The organism is Kytococcus sedentarius (genome assembly GCF_041937525.1).
Taxonomy (GTDB): Bacteria; Actinomycetota; Actinomycetes; order Actinomycetales; family Dermatophilaceae; genus Kytococcus; species Kytococcus sedentarius_A.
Window position 1 is genome coordinate 2,039,553 of the sequence record NZ_CP169391.1, and the last position, 16,427, is coordinate 2,055,979.

General features: G+C 73.1%; 13 protein-coding genes. 4 read left to right on the forward strand and 9 right to left on the reverse strand.

Features of this window, described 5'->3' with window-relative positions; translation table 11 throughout:
- Window positions 1-75: 75 nt before the first annotated feature.
- Entirely contained in the window at window positions 76-1,530 is a 1,455-nt protein-coding gene (locus ACEY2A_RS09485; RefSeq protein WP_374928357.1) for a CCA tRNA nucleotidyltransferase, read from the forward strand.
- Between the two features lie 31 nt (window positions 1,531-1,561).
- A complete protein-coding gene (locus ACEY2A_RS09490; RefSeq protein WP_374928358.1) occupies window positions 1,562-3,007 on the forward strand; it encodes a DUF6395 domain-containing protein in 1,446 nt (481 codons plus the stop codon).
- On the opposite strand, the gene ACEY2A_RS09495 is transcribed toward ACEY2A_RS09490, so the two are convergent.
- Window positions 2,988-3,206: a biotin/lipoyl-binding carrier protein gene (locus tag ACEY2A_RS09495; RefSeq protein ID WP_075867110.1), complete on the reverse strand. Its 219-nt coding sequence runs from the start codon at window positions 3,204-3,206 to the stop codon at window positions 2,988-2,990. The two genes, ACEY2A_RS09490 and ACEY2A_RS09495, sit on opposite strands and share 20 nt — an antisense overlap.
- A 115-nt stretch (window positions 3,207-3,321) precedes the next feature.
- Here ACEY2A_RS09495 and ACEY2A_RS09500 point away from each other — a divergent pair, with 115 nt between their 5' ends.
- Window positions 3,322-4,635, forward strand: a complete 1,314-nt coding sequence (locus ACEY2A_RS09500; protein ID WP_374928359.1) for a UDP-glucose dehydrogenase family protein — start codon at window positions 3,322-3,324, stop codon at window positions 4,633-4,635.
- Here the strand turns inward: ACEY2A_RS09500 and ACEY2A_RS09505 are convergent.
- The 8 genes from ACEY2A_RS09505 to ACEY2A_RS09540 form a co-directional block, all read right to left on the reverse strand.
- On the reverse strand, window positions 4,611-5,753 hold the full coding sequence (locus tag ACEY2A_RS09505) for a glycosyltransferase (RefSeq protein WP_374928360.1): 1,143 nt from the start codon (window positions 5,751-5,753) through the stop codon (window positions 4,611-4,613). The two genes, ACEY2A_RS09500 and ACEY2A_RS09505, sit on opposite strands and share 25 nt — an antisense overlap.
- 2 nt (window positions 5,754-5,755) lie before the next feature.
- Window positions 5,756-6,550 (reverse strand): ABC transporter ATP-binding protein, encoded by a 795-nt coding sequence (locus ACEY2A_RS09510; protein WP_374928361.1) that lies wholly within the window; start codon window positions 6,548-6,550, stop codon window positions 5,756-5,758.
- Window positions 6,537-7,484, reverse strand: a complete 948-nt coding sequence (locus ACEY2A_RS09515; RefSeq protein WP_204159814.1) for an ABC transporter permease — start codon at window positions 7,482-7,484, stop codon at window positions 6,537-6,539. The genes ACEY2A_RS09510 and ACEY2A_RS09515 overlap by 14 nt, the downstream gene beginning before the upstream one ends.
- Window positions 7,481-8,746, reverse strand: coding sequence for a nucleotide sugar dehydrogenase (locus tag ACEY2A_RS09520; protein WP_374928362.1), 1,266 nt, complete (start codon window positions 8,744-8,746; stop codon window positions 7,481-7,483). The genes ACEY2A_RS09515 and ACEY2A_RS09520 overlap by 4 nt, the downstream gene beginning before the upstream one ends.
- A gap of 140 nt (window positions 8,747-8,886) precedes the next feature.
- Window positions 8,887-9,480: a hypothetical protein gene (locus ACEY2A_RS09525; protein ID WP_374928363.1), complete on the reverse strand. Its 594-nt coding sequence runs from the start codon at window positions 9,478-9,480 to the stop codon at window positions 8,887-8,889.
- On the reverse strand, window positions 9,473-10,585 hold the full coding sequence (locus tag ACEY2A_RS09530; RefSeq protein WP_374928364.1) for a UDP-N-acetylglucosamine--LPS N-acetylglucosamine transferase: 1,113 nt from the start codon (window positions 10,583-10,585) through the stop codon (window positions 9,473-9,475). The genes ACEY2A_RS09525 and ACEY2A_RS09530 overlap by 8 nt, the downstream gene beginning before the upstream one ends.
- Window positions 10,582-13,797, reverse strand: coding sequence for a glycosyltransferase (locus ACEY2A_RS09535; RefSeq protein WP_374928365.1), 3,216 nt, complete (start codon window positions 13,795-13,797; stop codon window positions 10,582-10,584). Before ACEY2A_RS09535 ends, ACEY2A_RS09530 begins: the two co-directional genes overlap by 4 nt.
- On the reverse strand, window positions 13,787-14,197 hold the full coding sequence (locus ACEY2A_RS09540) for a hypothetical protein (protein ID WP_374928366.1): 411 nt from the start codon (window positions 14,195-14,197) through the stop codon (window positions 13,787-13,789). Before ACEY2A_RS09540 ends, ACEY2A_RS09535 begins: the two co-directional genes overlap by 11 nt.
- Window positions 14,198-14,396: 199 nt before the next feature.
- On the opposite strand from ACEY2A_RS09540, the gene ACEY2A_RS09545 reads away from it, so the two are divergent.
- Window positions 14,397-16,403, forward strand: coding sequence for a glycosyltransferase family 2 protein (locus ACEY2A_RS09545; protein WP_374928367.1), 2,007 nt, complete (start codon window positions 14,397-14,399; stop codon window positions 16,401-16,403).
- Window positions 16,404-16,427 lie beyond the last annotated feature (24 nt).

A 16,427-nucleotide genomic window follows, 5' to 3' on the forward strand; every position in this document is an offset into this window, starting at 1 on the left:
TGAGAACACCTCCCCCCCGTCTCGCACGTAGACTCGTGCGCTGCCCAGTCCCGACCCAGGAGCCGTGGTCCCACCGTGAGCGAGACCCCCACCCAGACCCTGCTGCAACGTGCCGTCCGCCACCTGGCGCCGGCGATGCCGTTGTTGACCGAGGTCGGGGAGAGGTTCGCCGCCGCGGGGTACGAGCTGGCGCTGGTCGGGGGACCGGTGCGTGACGCCTTCCTGGGCCGCACCTCACCGGACCTGGACCTCACCACCGACGCCCGCCCCGACGACATCGAGAAGGTCCTGGAGGGGTGGGCGGACGCGACCTGGGACCTGGGGCGCGCCTTCGGCACCATCGGGGCCCGCAAGGGCGAGGCGATCATCGAGGTGACCACCTACCGTTCGGACATCTACGACCGCGCCAGCCGCAAGCCCGAGGTCCGTTTCGGCGACGACCTGGACGACGACCTGGTGCGCCGTGACTTCACCGTCAACGCGATGGCCCTGCGCCTGCCGGACCTGGAGTTCGTGGACCCCCACGGCGGTCTGGCGGCCCTGGAGGCCGGTGAGCTGGACACCCCGACCGTGCCCCAGGAGTCCTTCGCCGACGACCCGCTGCGCATGATGCGGGCCTGCCGGTTCTCCGCCCAGCTCGGCCTGGTGCCCTCCGAGCGGGTGATGGACGCGATGCGGGAGATGGCGCCCTCGCTGGAGATCATCTCGGCCGAACGCGTCCGTGACGAGCTCACCAAGCTGCTCCTGGCGGACAACCCGCGTGCCGGGCTGGAGGTGCTGGTGCACACCGGGCTGGCCGAGCAGGTGGTCCCCGAGCTCCCGGCGTTGCAGCTGGAGAGCGACGAGCACCACCGCCACAAGGACGTCTACGAGCACTCCCTCATCGTGCTCGAGCAGGCGATGGACCTGGAGGGACCCCGGGAGGGAGCCGCCGAGGAGGTGCCGCAGCGCGACCTGGTGCTGCGGCTGGCGGCGCTGCTGCACGACATCGGCAAGCCGGCCACGCGCAAGTTCCTGCCCGGTGGCCGGGTGAGTTTCCACCACCACGAGATCGTGGGGGCCAAGCTGGCCCGCAAGCGGCTGCGCGCGCTGCGCTACGACAAGGAGACCATCCGCGACGTGGTGCGCCTGGTGGAGCTGCACCTGCGCTTCCACGGGTACGGCGACGGGGAGTGGACCGACTCCGCGGTGCGCCGGTACGTCACCGACGCCGGGCCGATGCTCTCTCGTCTGCACCTGCTGACGCGGGCCGACTGCACCACCCGCAACCAGCGCAAGGCCCGGCGCCTGGCCCAGACCTACGACGCGCTGGAGGCCCGCATCGACCGCATCCAGGCCGAGGAGGAGCTGGCAGCGGTGCGCCCGGAGCTCAACGGCCACCAGATCGCCGAGGTGCTGGGCATCGCACCGGGGCCGGTGCTGGGCGAGGCCTATGACCACCTGCTGCAGTACCGACTCGATGCGGGGCCGGTGGGACAGGCGGCGGCTGCGGACGAGCTTCGCCGGTGGTGGGCCGCCCGGGGCGAGTAGCCTCACAGGACCCGGGACCCCAGGAGGCCGCATGCGTGTGAGGACGACCCACGAGGGCGAGCGACTCGTCCTCCACCTGACCCCCAAGGGGAGGGAGCCCCGCGGGGCCTCCCCCCGCATGGTGGGTCGCTCGGTGACGCTGGAGCCGGTGCCGCACGATCCCGTGCACCCCGACGTGGTGGCGCTGGTGGCGCTCCTGACGGTGCACCCCTGGCAGGACGGCCGGCTGGAGATGGACCGCCCCGTCTCGCAGGTGTTCGCCGCGGCCGTGCAGTACGGACTGGGCATCGAGGTGGGGCCGGTGGACCCGTCCGTGGAGCCCCGTCCGTGCCCGCAGGACGGCCCGGTGGCGCTGGCCTACAGCGGGGGTGTGGACTGCACCGCGGCCCTGGAGGTGCTGGGTCCCACAGCCCGCGCCTACTACCAGCAGCGCCACCGCTTCGACGGGCAGCCGGTGGGCGGCAAGATCGACCCCTCGGCGGCCCTGGCGGCCGTGGACCACATCGCCGAGCAGGGCATCGCCACCCGGGTGGTGCGCACGGACCTGGAGCTCCTGCGGGACCCGATGGGCTTCCCCCACGACCTGGTGAACGCGACCCCGGCCCTGCTGTGGGCGGAGCACGACGACACGTCCGCCATGTGCTGGGGCACGGTGCTCACCTCGGCCACCACCCTGGGTGCCACGGCCTACCGCCCCTACGAGCAGAGCCCCTTCGTGGCCGAGTTCGGCCCGGCCTTCCAGGCGGTGGGCCTGCCCGTGGCGAACGTGGTGGCCGGGGTCAGTGAGGTGGGCACGGCCATCATCACCGAGGAGTCCCCCTACGGAGCGCTGGCGGCCTCCTGCCAGCGCGGCACGCCGGGAAGGCCGTGCATGCGCTGCTGGAAGTGCGGCCGCAAGACCCTGTCCACGCTGGGTGTCACCGACGAGTGGCCGCCGGGCCGGGAGCTGGACCGCTTCCTGCAGCAGGACGAGATCGCCCGCAACCTGCGCCGTCGCCCCATCAAGGTGGAGGTGGCGCTCGCCTGGGCGGCCCGCCGGTACGTCGAGTCGCAGAACGCCGACCACGCCTCGCGGGTGATGCTGGCCCTGCACGAGCTCACCCGTGGTGTGGACGCCTCCCCGCTGGCAGCCTCGTTCACCCCGGCCCTGGACCCCCTGCCGGCGCGACTGCGCACGGGAGTCCAGGAGGCACTGGCCCACCACCTGGAGCCCATGACCCCCGCCCAGGAGCAGTGGGTGCGTGACTGGACGCTGGAGTCGCACGGCACCCAGGAGGCTCGCGATGCGGCCCGCGCCCGCCTGGCAGAGGCCCTGGACCCGGAGCGCAACCCGGTGGGGCGTGAGGACTTCGACCCCACGACCCTCGTGCCGGCCACGCCGCAGTGGGGGCCTCCCGCCACCTACGCCACGGGGTTGCGCGCCCGCCTGGGCTCGCGGGTGGCGGGGCGGTGGCCCTTCAGTCGCTCAGGACGATGAGGGAGTCGCCCTCCTGCACCAGGTCACCGGGGGCGATGTGGACGGCCTCGACGGTGCCGGGGGCCTCGGCGAGCACCGGGATCTCCATCTTCATGGACTCCAGGAGCGCCACCTCCGTCCCGGCCTCGACCTGCTGGCCGATGGTCACGTGCACGGCGGCCACGTTCGCCACGAGTTCGGAGAGGATCTGCTGGCTCATGTGGTGATTCTCGCACCGGCGCGGGCGCGGAGCACGGACTGACGCCCGGGAGGGCGGTGGTCGCATAGTGTGAGCCGAACCCGCGAGGGCCCGTGAGGGCAGAGGAGGCACGCGAATGCGCGTTGCAGTGATCGGTACCGGTTACCTGGGGGCGGTGCACGCCGCCGGGATGGCCCAGTTGGGCTTCCAGACGGTGGGCGTGGACGTGGACCAGGCCAAGGTGGATCGGCTGCAGGCCGGGACCAGCCCTTTCTACGAGCCGGACTTCGAGCCGATCCTGGCTGAGCAGGTGGCTTCGGGCAGGTTGCGGTTCACGACCGACTTCTCGCAGATCTCGGATGCGGACGTGGTGTTCATCGGGGTGGGGACGCCGCAGAAGGCCGACTCGCACGCGGCGGACCTGACGTACATCGACGCGGCGATCGCCTCGATCACCCCGCACCTGAAGGACGGTGCGCTGGTGGCGGGCAAGTCGACGGTGCCGGTGGGCACGGCGCAGCGGTTGGCCGAGTACATCGCAGAGCACACCGCCGATGGGGTGACGGCCGAGCTGGCGTGGAACCCGGAGTTCCTGCGTGAGGGCTTCGCCGTGCAGGACACGCTGCACCCCGACCGGTTGGTGTTCGGTGTGACCAGTGACCGGGCGGAGTCGATCCTGCGGGAGGTGTTCGCCCGCACCATCGAGCAGGACGGCACGCCGGTGGTGGTGACCGACCTGCCGACCGCCGAGCTGGTGAAGGTGGCGGCGAACAGCTTCTTGGCCACGAAGATCTCGTTCATCAACGCGATGGCCGAGATCTGTGAGTTCGCCGGGGCGGACGTGACGAAGCTGGCTGACGCGATCGGGCACGACGACCGCATCGGTCGCAAGTTCCTCAATGCCGGGGTCGGTTTCGGCGGCGGCTGCCTGCCCAAGGACATCCGGGCCTTCTCCGCCCGCGCCGGGGAGCTGGGTGCCGGCCACGCGCTGGAGTTCCTCGCCGAGATCGACAAGATCAACTCGCGCCGACGCGATCACGTGGTGGAGCTGGCCAAGCAGGAGCTGGGTGGTGACCTGCGGGATCGCAAGGTGGCCGTGCTGGGAGCGAGCTTCAAGCCGAACTCCGACGACGTGCGTGACTCGCCGGCACTGGCGGTGGCCGGGGCGTTGCACCTGGCCGGTGCGGACGTGCGCGTGTACGACCCCAAGGGCATGGAGAACGCCGCGAAGGTGTACCCGCCACTGACCTACGCGGACTCCGCCGAGGCGGCGATCGCCGACGCCGAGCTGGTGGTGCACCTGACCGAGTGGCAGGAGTTCAAGGACCTGGACCCCGCGGCGTTGGTCGAGACCGTGGGGACGCCGACCATCATCGACGGGCGCAACGCGCTGGACCCGGTGGCCTGGCGGGGCGCGGGGTGGACCTACATCGGTCTGGGTCGCCCCTGACGCGCGGCCGCGCTGACGGCGCGCACCGCATCGAGGAAGACCGGGGCCGTGGCCTGCCAGCTGTGGTGGGCCACGGCCCGCTGGCGTCCCGACCGCCCCAGCGCCTCGCGCAGGGGTGCGTCGTCACGCCATCGGAGCAGGTGTTCCAGGGCCTGCTCCACGCCCGCGCTCCCGAAGGGCACCACGGCCCCGCACGCGCCCTGCTCGACCTCCGCGACGGCCAGCGGCAAGGGCGTGGTGACCACGGGGATGCCGTGCGCCATGTACTCCACGACCTTCGTCGGCATGGAGTGGCGGAAGTTCGGCGCGTCGCGCAGCAGGCTCACCCCGGCCAGGGCGCCGTCCAGCAGGGCCGACGCGCGCGCGTTGGGCACGAAGCCGTGGTGCACCAGGTCGCCCCGCGCGTGGGCGGCGGCGAGGGTGGCAGCGCACTCGCCGGTCGCCGGCCCGATGACGTGGAGCGTGCACGCGCCGTCGGTGGCCCGCCGCAGCCCCGTCCCCAGCGCGACGAGCTCGTCGCTCCCGCGCAGCCGGGTGACGTTGCCGAGATAGACCACCCGGTCGGTCCCCGGGGCGGGGGGTTCGGTGGCCGGCACGGGGACGGTGTTGGGCACCACCGTGTGGGCCCGGGAGAAGCGGTCGGCGTAGGCGTGCTCGGCCAGCAGCAGCGTGAGCCGCCGCTCGGCGACGCGCTCCACCCAGCGCACCGCCCGGGCGGCCCAGGTGCCGGTGGGGCCGGGCAGGTAGCTGCGCGTGGGCAGCGCGGCCGCGGGGTCCTCGTGGACGTCCCAGATGACGCGTCCGGCCACCCCGGAGAAGGGCACCAGCAGGAGCAGCTCGGGGTCGTGCAGGACCACGGCATCGTGGCGGGGGCCCTCGGTGCGCAGCACGTGCAGCGCGGCCCGCAGGGCGGCCAGCCGGCGACGCCCGGAGGCGTGCGGCAGGTCGATGCCGGTCAGCGGACGCTGCGGAACCGCCACGGGGACCGGCAGGCCGTGCGCCGACCACGCGCCGGCCTGCGTGACCTCCCAGCCCGCACCGAGCATGGCGGCCACCTGGCGCTCGTGGATGCGGGCGTCCTCCGGGTGGTGCACCGTGCTGACGACCAGGACGCGCACGCTCAGCCCTTCTTCCGGGGCCCCCGGGGAGCCTTCTCGTAGGCCGAGAGGACCTCCTCGACGGGGCCGTCCATGTGCACCCGCCCGGTGTCCATCCAGATCGCGCGGTCGCACTGCTTGCGGATCGTCGCGTTGGAGTGGCTGACCATGAACACGGTGCCGGCCTCGGAGCGGATCTCGGCGATCCGCTTCTGCGCCCGCTCCTTGAAGTCCGCATCGCCCGTGGCCAGGGCCTCGTCCACCACCAGCACGTCCGGCACCACCGCGGTGGAGATGGCGAAGCGCAGCCGTGCCGCCATGCCCGAGGAGTACGACTTCATGGGCAGGTTCACCGCATTGCCCAGTCCGGAGAACTCGACGATCGAGTCCAGGCGCTGGGTGATCTCGTGCTTGGTCATGCCCAGGGCTTGGCAGCCGATCTGGATGTTGCGCACTCCCGACAGGGTGGGCATGAGTACCGCGTTCACGCCGAGCAGGGTGCTCTGCCCCTGCACCCAGATGCGACCGGACGTCGGCGGGATCAACCCGGCGATGGCGCGCAGCAGGGTGGACTTGCCCGAGCCGTTGCGGCCGATGAGGCCGATGGACTCCCCGCGGTGGGCCACCAGACTCACGTCGCGGACGGCGTGCACGAGGTCCTGCCCACCGCCGATGGCGCGGTGGCCCGCACGCGCGAGGGCGCCGCGGCGGCCCTCCCGGTCCTGCTGGGCCGCGCGATGCTCGCCGGTGCCGAAGATGCGGTAGTGGATGTCGACGTGGTCGACCACGACGGTGGGGACGCGTTCATCCGCGGCCATAGGTGCCCTCCCCGCGCCAGAAGAAGAGGAGGCCGAACATCGGCAGGGCCACCGCCCAGCCCAGCGCGACGAGCCACGTGGTGGGGTCCAGGGGTGCCTCGGCCATGAGGCTCTCCCGCACCAGTCGCAGCATCACGGCCACCGGCTGGTAGTTCATGACGAGCACGAGCCACTGGGGGGCGTCCATGCGGCCCAGGTAGTGCTCGACGCTGTAGAAGACCCCCGACACGTAGCGCAGCAGGCGGATCAGCAGCGGGATGAAGTTGGCGGCGTCCCGCGAGTCGTGGACGACGCGCGCCAGGATCAGGCCGATCCCCATCGACATCGAACCGATGAGGAGCAGGGCCACCGGGAACATCAGCCACTCCCACGACGGACGCTCGCCGGTGACCAGCATGATCACCAGCAGCACCACGAAGGTGGGGGCGGCAGCCACGAGCTCGGTGAGCACCTTGGAGATGGGCAGCAGTGCACGGGGGAAGGCCAAAGAGCGCACCAGCTGCATGGAGCCGGTCACCGCCCGGGCGCCCGAGCTCATCACCGTCGACAGGAAGACGAAGGTGAAGATGCCCGCGGTGAGGAAGCCGACGTAGTTGTCGGTGCCGTCACGGGTGTCCAGCAGCAGGCCGAAGATCAGGTAGTAGGCCGCCGCGAGCATGATCGGGTTCAGGATCGTCCACACCTGACCCAGGCGGGACTCCTGCGTCTTCGCGAAGGCCTGCGCGGTGGACAGCGTCCACAGGAACTGTCGCCGGCCCCACAGCTCGCGGAGGTACTCCCCGAAGGGAGGGCGGTGCCCTACGCGCCGCAGACCGTGCTGCGTGGCGATCGCCTCGAGCTCCGCGGGGCTGGGAACGCCGTCGCCGGCCGCGGTCGCTGACGAGGGGTCAGCAGCCGGGCCGGCGGGCGTGACCCCGGTGGGGTCGGGGGTCACAGGCGGTGGCTGGTCTCGGAGTCGGTGGTGACGCCGCGGGTGTCGAGCATGCGGGTCGCGGCGCTGGCCAGGGCGTCCACGTCGTACTCGCGGTGGTTCTGGACCAGGATGGTCAGGTCGGCGTCCTTGACGCCCTGCAGGGCGTCGGTGACCTTGGTGGCGTCCTCACCCAGGGCGCGCCAGGTCTCGACCTTGGGGTCGTGGAACTGGACCTTCGCGCCCTTGGCGACCAGAGCCTTGGCCAGGGGGACGGCCGGGGACTCGCGCTGGTCGGCGATGTTCGGCTTGTAGGTCACGCCCAGCAGCAGGACGGTGGCGCCGTTGAGGGCCTTGCCGTCCTCGTTGAGGGCGTCCTGCGCGCGGGAGACGACGTAGTTCGGCATCTGGGAGTTGATCTCCTGGGCCAACTCCACGAAGCGGAAGGGGTAGCCCAGACGGGAGCGGACGTTGTGGCTCAGGTAGTTCGGGTCGATCGGGATGCAGTGGCCGCCGACGCCGGGGCCGGGGTAGAAGGCCTGGAAACCGAACGGCTTGGACTTCGCGGCGTCGATGACGTCCCACAGGTCGATGCCGAGGTCGTGGCAGAAGCGGGCCATCTCGTTGACCAGGGCGATGTTGATGTGCCGGTAGGTGTTCTCCAGCAGCTTGGCGGTCTCGGCCTCGCGGGTGCCCTTGGCGCGCACGACGGTGTCGACGAACTGTTCGTAGAAGGCGGCGGCGGCGTCACCGGACTCGGGGGTGTAGCCGCCGACGACCTTGGGGGTGTTCTTCGCGCCGAACTTCTCGTTGCCCGGGTCGATGCGCTCGGGGGAGAAGGCCAGGTGGAAGTCCTTCCCGGCGGTCAGGCCGGAGGCCTCCTCCAGGAGGGGGCGCACGACCTCGTCGGTGGTGCCGGGGTAGGTCGTGGACTCCAGGATGACGGTCATGCCGGCCTTGAGGTTGCGGCCGATGGCCGCGGTGGCGCCCTCGACGGCGCGCAGGTCGGGGCCGCCCTCGTCGGACAGGGGGGTGGGCACGCAGATCACGGCGACCTTGGCCTCGCCGATGCGGGCCTCGTCGGTGGTGGCCTGGTACCCGCCGGCGATCATCTCGGCGATGTCGGCGTCCGAGAGGTCGTCCACGTGGGACACCCCCGAGTTCAGGGCGTCGACCAGGGACTGGGTGATGTCGTAACCGATCACCGTCAGCCCCGCCTTGGTCGCCTCCTGGGCCAGCGGGAGGCCGACATAGCCCTGCCCCACGATCACAACATCAGCAGCCACGAGAACTCCTTCTCAGATCTGCCTGCACCGGTGGCAGGCCACACTCGTCGTCGTCATGCTACCTGCGGGAACCCGCGCGGCGGCGGTCATCGGGAGGGCGGGGATGTGACGCTCCCGACTCCCGGGCCCCCCGGGGGGCCTCAGCGACCCGCCTCGTCCTGCCGCCGGCGGGCCTCGCGGCGCCGGGTCGCGAGGACCTCGAGCGCCTGCAGGTGCTCCGGTGCCAGACCTGCTGGTCCGGCGCGGAACACCCACCGGGCCCCGAAACCGGTCACCAGGTCGGCCACGCGCTGCCCGAGGACCTCGGGCGTGGCCGCGTGGGCGGGCACCAGGTCGAAGGGGCACCCCGTCGCGCGGGCCGCGCCGACGGCGGCCTCACTGGCCAGGAACACCGGCCGGAAGAAGGGGTGCTCCACCTGTTGCCGCGCCACGGCGGCCAGGGCGGCCTCCTCGTCGGTGCCCAGGTGGTGCACCTCCACCCCCACCACCGGCCAGCGGGACGGCTCCGGGTCCTGCGGGAAGCGGCGGGCCCGCTCGGCCGCGGCCTCGTCCTGCGTGGCCAGGGGGAGGATCCGCTCCTCGCCCTCCAGCGCAGCGAGCCGGCTGAGGGCGTCTACCAGGATCGGCTGCGAGCGCACGGCGGCCGCGGTGGAGGTCGCCGCCCACCGCAGCGCCGGGCGGCGCCGCACCACGCGGGCGACGGTCTTCATGATCTGGGTCTGCCGGTCAGCCACCGCGCACCTCCCGGAGCACCTCGGCAATGACGGACGCGGCCGCCGGGGCGCCGTTGCCCGGGTCGGCGGCCACGGCGGAGGAGGCCAGGGCCGCACCGTCCGCGAGCAGCCGCTCCACCGCATCGACGGCCGTGGCCGGGGTGACCTCGGGCAGGTCGACGGCCCACCCCCGGTGGCCGGCCCAGCCGGTCCGGCGGCCCTGGTCGTCCAGGTTGGTCGCGGAGTTCGGCACGAATGCGCTGGGCAGGCCCAGGCGGAGCGACTCGTGGAAGCTGTTGTACCCACCGGCGACGAAGGCCAGGTCGAACGCGGCGAAGGAGCGTGCGATGGGGAAGTCGCGCACGACGTGCACGTCGGGGGCGTCGACCGCGCGCTGGGCGATGGCCGGCTGCGTCACGCACACCCCGATGCCGCGCTCCCGCAACGCGGTGGAGACCGCACCCACCGCGTCGGAGGTGTCGTTGATGTTGCCCGCGCCCAGGGAGAGCAGGGCCAGCCGCCCCTCGGCGGGCAGCCCCAGGTGGCGGCGCGCGGCTGCGGCGTCGAGCAGGTCCGACCGGTCCACCAGGGTCACCGGCCCCACCCGGGCCACGCGGGGGTCGTCCAGCGCGGCGGTGGCCCCCGCATCTGCCGGCGCAGCGAGGTCACCGGGCTCGATGACGCGGGCGAACCAGTCGGTCTTCTCGAGCTGGTCGGTGTTCAGGCCGGGCTTCCACATGCCGCGCCGCGACCAGATCCATCGGGTGCTCGGGAAGGCCGCGATCGCCTCGTCGATGCCCCTGTAGGGGTGGGTGCCGTCGAAGACCACCACGTCAGGCCGCACGCGCTCCAGCACGTCGTGCAGGCGCTGGGCGAAGAAGCGACGCCACTCGGCCGAGCGCATGCCCGTGGCCCCCGTGCTGGGCAGGTACTCGGTGTCGTACCCGAGGGTGCGCACCATCGGCGCCGCGGTCGAGAGCGACAGGAACGAGGTCTGGACTCCCGGCACCACGCCGGGCAGGTGCCGGGCGTAGGCGAGCAGGCGGGTCAGGTGCCCCATGCCGGTGCCGTTGCTCGACATCATGAGCACCCGGGGCCCGTCGCCGCGGCGCACGGCCGGGCTCACGAGGGCACCGCCTCGGACTGCGGGGCGGCCGGCTGGGCCTGCGCGCGGGGCGCGACCGTCACCCGGCCCGGGGCGGGCTGCGCCGTGCGCCACACCAGACCGGTCGTCGGCGGCCCGGCGGGGAGCTCCAGCCGGGTCTCCCGCCCCTGCGGGTGGCTGGTGGTGCCCTGCGGCACCAGGCAGGCGATCTCCCCGTCACGCAGCAGCATCAGGGCCCGCAGGCCGTCGATGCGGTGTGCCGACTCGAGGGCCGCCTGCTCGCCGTGCCCCGCATCGAGGGCGTCCAGGTGGGCGGTCAGTGCGGCCTGCACGGCGGCCTCGGGGCCGACGGCAGCCAGGGCGTCGGCGCGTTCCCCGTCGGCCGGCCGCCGCAGCGGCAGGACCTGGGTGACGGCCGTGGCCCCGGTGCCGAGCTCGACCGCCAGCGGCAGTCGGGGGTCGCCGGTGGTCCGGACGGCCAGGGAGAGGGGCTCCTGGGGGGCACCAGTGTCGGCGGGGTCGGCGCCCGCACCGGCCCTGGCCTCCGGGGCGGCCTCGTCACGCAGCTCGTCGACGTGGGCGGCGAAGGACTCCCGCGAGTAGCGTTCGGCCACCACGGCCAGCTGGTGCTCCACGCGCTGGCGGTACAGGCCCGGCACGGTGAGCAGCTCGTGGACGACCTGCGGCACCTCGTGCGGCTCGGCGTACAGCAGGAGGTCGCCGAAGGTGTCGCGGTGCTTCGGGGTCGCCACCACCGGCACGCCGCTGGCCGCGGCCTCCAGCAGGGTGCGCCCGAAGGCCTCGTGGGCGTGGGGGTTGTCCACGTAGACGAACACGTCGATCCCGGCCAGGAAGTCCTGGACGTCCTGGCTGCCGTGCTTCAGCAGCTCCCACGGGGACGAGGGCGCCTCGACGGGGAGCCCCGCCGTGCGGGCCTCCTGCTTCAGCCGCTTGACGGTGATCGGTGCCCCCATCATCCGCACGTGCACCCGGGGGCCGAAGTCGTAGGCCGCGCGGAGGGTCTCCCACTCGGTGGGGAACTTGATGCGGTCGTCGCGGGAGTAGCGGCCCACGACCGGGGTCGCCGCGGGCGGCTGCTCCGGGTCCCGGGTGCGCCAGCTGGCCAGGTCCACCAGGCCCGGGTCGTCCCAGGGCGTCAGCGCGGAGGTCTCCCGCTGCAGCAGGCGGCGGATGGACGGGCCCTGCGGAGCCCACAGCGGGTCGGTGCCGAACAGCTCCCGGGCGTTCCTCTCCACGGTCCCCACGACGTAGCGCTGGTCGGAGCCGTCCACCTCGGCAGGTGCCTGGTTGGCCACGATCACCAGGGTGCGCGGACGCACCCCGGTGGGGCTCCCGTCCGGGCCCTTCGGCGCGCTGGGCGGGTACTGCAGGATCGGGGGATAGCGCAGCAGCAGGACGTCGATGTCCACGGCGTCGTCCAGGTGCACCATCCGCACCCGGCCGGCGTCCAGCAGCTCCTGCAGCGGGGCGCACAGCGGGTCGTCGGTGGCGCGCATGAAGCGCAACGCCTCCAGGTGCATCACGCCCACCTCCAGACCCGCCTCCAGGAGGCTGTGGATCTCCTCCAGCATCGAGCGCTGTGGCCCGCCGTAGCGGCGCCAGTCCCCGGCGAACACCGCATCGAGGTGCGGTCGGGGGGAGCCCGGCGGCCGCAGGGCGGAGCTCCACCGGCGTGGGCCGGCGATCTGCGGCGGCCCGTCCGGCTCGAGCCAGGGGTCCTCCCCGGCGGCGATGCGGGCGTGCCACCCCGCGTAGGTGTTCTTGTACTCGTGGCGGGCGGAGTGGCGCCACCCGAGGGAGAAGTCGGCGGCCGAGAGCGAGGAGGCATCGGTCCGCATGAGCACCAGCACGTGCCGCGACTGGTGGACCGGGCGACCGGTGGCGGCCTCCAGGCGGCGGGCGTACTCGGTGTCGGCGGCCTTGCGCACCGGGTCGAAGAAGCCCACGCGGGCGACGCCCGGCACCATGGGCACCATCAAACTCGGCGCGCAGGGGATGGCGCCGCGGTACCCGGGACGGGTGATGCGCAGGTCGTCCCCGATCCGCAGGGCCAGCTGGCGCGTCGCGATCTCCGGCACCCCGCGTGCGGTGTGCAGCGGGTCGGCGGGGTCAAGCAGCGGGCGCACCCCGGCCTCGAGCAGCTCGGGGTGGGCCCAGTCGTCGCTGTCCAGCACCACGATCGCGTCGCCGGTGGCGCGCCGGATGGCGGTGTTGCGGCAGCGGTAGGTGCCACCGTTGACGGCTTTGCGGATCACCTGGATGCGGGGGTCGAGCTCCTCGATGGCCTCGAGGATGCCCGGGGTGGGCTCCGGGGAGGCGTCGTCGACCACGAGCAGCTCCCAGTTCTGCCAGGTCTGCGAGACCAGCGAGCGGGCAGCGAGCAGCACCTTGGGGCCCGGGTTGTGGGCGCTCATGATGACGCTGACCCGGTAGGGGTGGTCCACCGGGGTGCCGCCCTCCCCCAGGAGGCGGTCGAAGGGAGTGCTCAGCAGGGTGTCGGCGTCCAGGCCGTGGCGTGCCAGCCACTCCCGGTCGAAGAGCTCGTCCACCGAGGCCAGGCGGACGGTGGAGCCCAACCCGGCGCCGAGCCGCCCCGCGAAGGCCTCCCACCAGGCGTGGTCGTCGGCGGTGGGTCCCGCCTGCGGCCGGTGCGGGTTCAGCAGGTCGATGTGGGAGAAGACCGTGGTGTGCTCGGTCCCGCGCCCGCGGTCCAGCACGGCGCTGGCGTGCCGCGCGTCGTCGCCCTGGCCGCGCACCAGCAGCAGCTGGGCCCAGAGGTCGGCGTGGGCACCCTGCGGGTCGTGGCCGCCGCTCAGGGCGTCCGCCAGGGCGAACAGCCCGAGCGCCGCGGAGATGCCCGCGGGGTCCGAGAGCTGCAGGGCGGCGACCCGCGCGTACTCGCAGAGCCGGCGGGCGTCGGGTGCCGCCAGACCACCGGCAGCCTCTGCTGCGGTGAGCTCCCCCGCATCGACCCGGCGGCCCAGGTCCTCCAGCTGCTGTGCGGTCGTGTCGGGCCCCCCGGCCAGCACGGCCAGGACGGCGCGTCCGGCCACGGACTTGGTGCGCAGGAGGGTGGCCACCAGACGGCTGGGCTGGCGGGCGGCGTGGCGGGCGTGGTCGGCCGCAACCCGCGCATCCGTCGTGAGGGGGGTGTCGGTCAGGTCGACGGGGGGCCCGGAGGTGGCTGCGACCGGGAGCGGCTCAGCGGTCATCGCGCACGGAGCGGAGGTCCTCGGCCGCCGACTCCAGGGCGGTCTGGGCGCGGTCGAGGCGCCCCATGTACTGGGCCTGGATCAGGCGCACGGCGCCGGTGACGTCCTGCTGCGGCGCCGCGGTGGGGGCGACGGGCCGGCCAGCGGGCTGGGCGGCCCGCGGGGCGGGGCTGGCCACGGGGTTCACGTCGAGCTTCACCGAACGCAGCAACCCCTTCACCCGGCGCGGCAGGTAGCGGGTGCGCCGGTTGGTGTCCAGGACCACCACGAACTGGGCGGTGAGGATCAGGCCGAGTGCCGCAGCGGTGAGCCAGTACAGCTCGAAGGCGGCTCCGACGGCGGCCAGGACCACCAGCAACAGGGCGCCGGTGATGGCGGCCAGCATCTTCGTGGACTTCATGGGCTCCCGTTCCGGCACGCGAGGTGCGAGAGGTGCAGTGTCAGGTGGCCGACGGCGTCGCCGGCGGCGGTGTCACCGGAGAGTATGGCAGTGCCGCGTACGATCGTCCCGATCCCTGCGGGGTGTCGCCGATGCCGGGGTGTGAGCCAGGCCCGGTCCCGCCCCGACCCGTCCCCGTCCCGAGTGGAAGGCCCCGTCCGTGGCAACGTCCGAGACCGCCGTTCGGCCCACCGCACACGCCTCGCCGACGGACCACGCGGTGGCCGCGGCCCGCGCCGGACACGTGGAGGGCCTGGACGCCTGGGTGGCCGGTTCCCACGACACCCCCCTGGCGATGCTGGTGAGCGCCCTGCGTACCGATGCCCCCGTCCTCGTGGACGGGCTGGCCCGGGCAGCCACCGACGGTGCCCTCACGATGGCGGACCTGGCCGCCCGCGTGGACGGCGCCGACTCCCTGGCGGAGGTCCTGGCCCCCACGGTCGCCGGCGACGGCGTGGACGACCTGCCGCCGCGGGACCGGGAGCGGGCCATCGCGTCCGTGGCCTGTGTGGCCGCCTACTGGTGCGGGCGGGCGCTGGACGAGGCCTCCACCGCCCGCGGGTTGCGCCTGTTCGAGTCGGTGCTGGAGGTGCGCGGCATCGAGGGCGTGCCGGAGCAGGTGCGCGCCATCCCGCTGCAGCAGGCCCTGCTCTCGGGGCGGCCCGAGCTGGCGCACCGCTGGGTGGACCTGCCGGGTGCGCGCGCGGACATCGTGCACGGGGTGCGGGTGGACCTGGCCCGGGACGGTGACCCCCAGGAGTGGCTCGCCCTGCTCAACGGGCCCTTCACCGAGAGCGGGTGCACCCCCATCGAGCTCACCGGTGAGGGGAGCACCCCCTACGACCGGATGGAGGCTGCCGCACCCCACGTGGTCGAGGACGGTCCCGTGGTGACGGTGCTGATGCCCTGCTGGCAGCCGGACGAGGAGGGACTGGTCACCTCGGTGCGCAGCATCATCAACCAGACCTGGCGACCGCTGGAGATCCTGGTGCTCGACGATGCCTCGGGCCCGGAGTTCGACGATCTCTTCGAGCGCGTGGGGCGCATGGACGAGCGCATCCAGGTGGTGCGCATGGGGGTCAATGGTGGCTCGTACATCGCGCGCAACCACGGCGTGTCGATCAGCCACGGCGAGTTCGTCACCGTCCAGGACGCCGACGACTGGTCGCACCCGGAGCGCATCGAGCGCCACGTGCGGGACCTGCAGGCGCACCCAGACACGCCCGCGAACCGATCCCGGGCGATCCGGGTGAAGGACGACCTGACCCACCAGTGGCTCGGGTACCCCACCCACCGGCGGAACGCCTCCAGCCTGATGGTGCGCCGAGAGGTGTTCACCGAGACCGGCGGCTTCCAGGCGGTGCGCAAGGGGGCCGACTCCGAGTACCACTTCCGGCTCGATGCGTTGGGGCGTCCGGTCCGCGACATCGGAGACTTCCTGGCGGTCATCCGCCTGAGCACGGGCAGCCTCTCCCGGGGTGACTTCATGTGGCACCGCAACAATCCCGACCGGCTGGTCTACCGCGGGGTGTACGCGGCCTGGCACCGTGCCATCCGCAAGCAGGGGGGTGGGAAGGGTGTGCGGGCGCGGCGCCTGGCGGCGCTCTCCGGCATCGACGACTCCACCACGCTGCCCTTCTGGGTGCCGCGGGCGTGGAGCCGCAACCTGCCTGCGGGCGAGGGGGAGAGCTACCCGGCCAGCGACGAGGAGATCATCCACGAGTGGGTGCTGCGCGCTGATTTCAGCCAGGCCAGCCGGGCGGATCAGGTGCGGGAGCTCCTCGAGGCGGGGATCCGGCCCGTGCTGTGGCACCAGGAGCGGGCGTTGCCGATCTCCGAGCGGCGGCGGGAGCTCAGCCCGAAGGTGGCCGACCTCATCGTGGCCGAGGGACTGCGCTACGTCTCGGTGAACGAGAAGACCTTGGCGCGCAACCTGCTGGTGCTCGACCTGGGGCTCGCCTCCCGCGACCCGGGCCAGGTGCGGGCCGATGCGGTGTGGATCGACGCCGACCGGCTCACCGAGAACACGGGCCCGGCCAGCCTGGTTGACCTGTGGGCGGTGCCCGGTCACCTGCGCGAGGCGTTCGGCGTGGGTCCGCAGTGGGTGACGCGGCAGGAGGACCCCGCGCACTGCGGCATCGCCGACGCGCGCCCAGCGCCCTGGTGAGACATGACTCGATGCAGGGGTGGT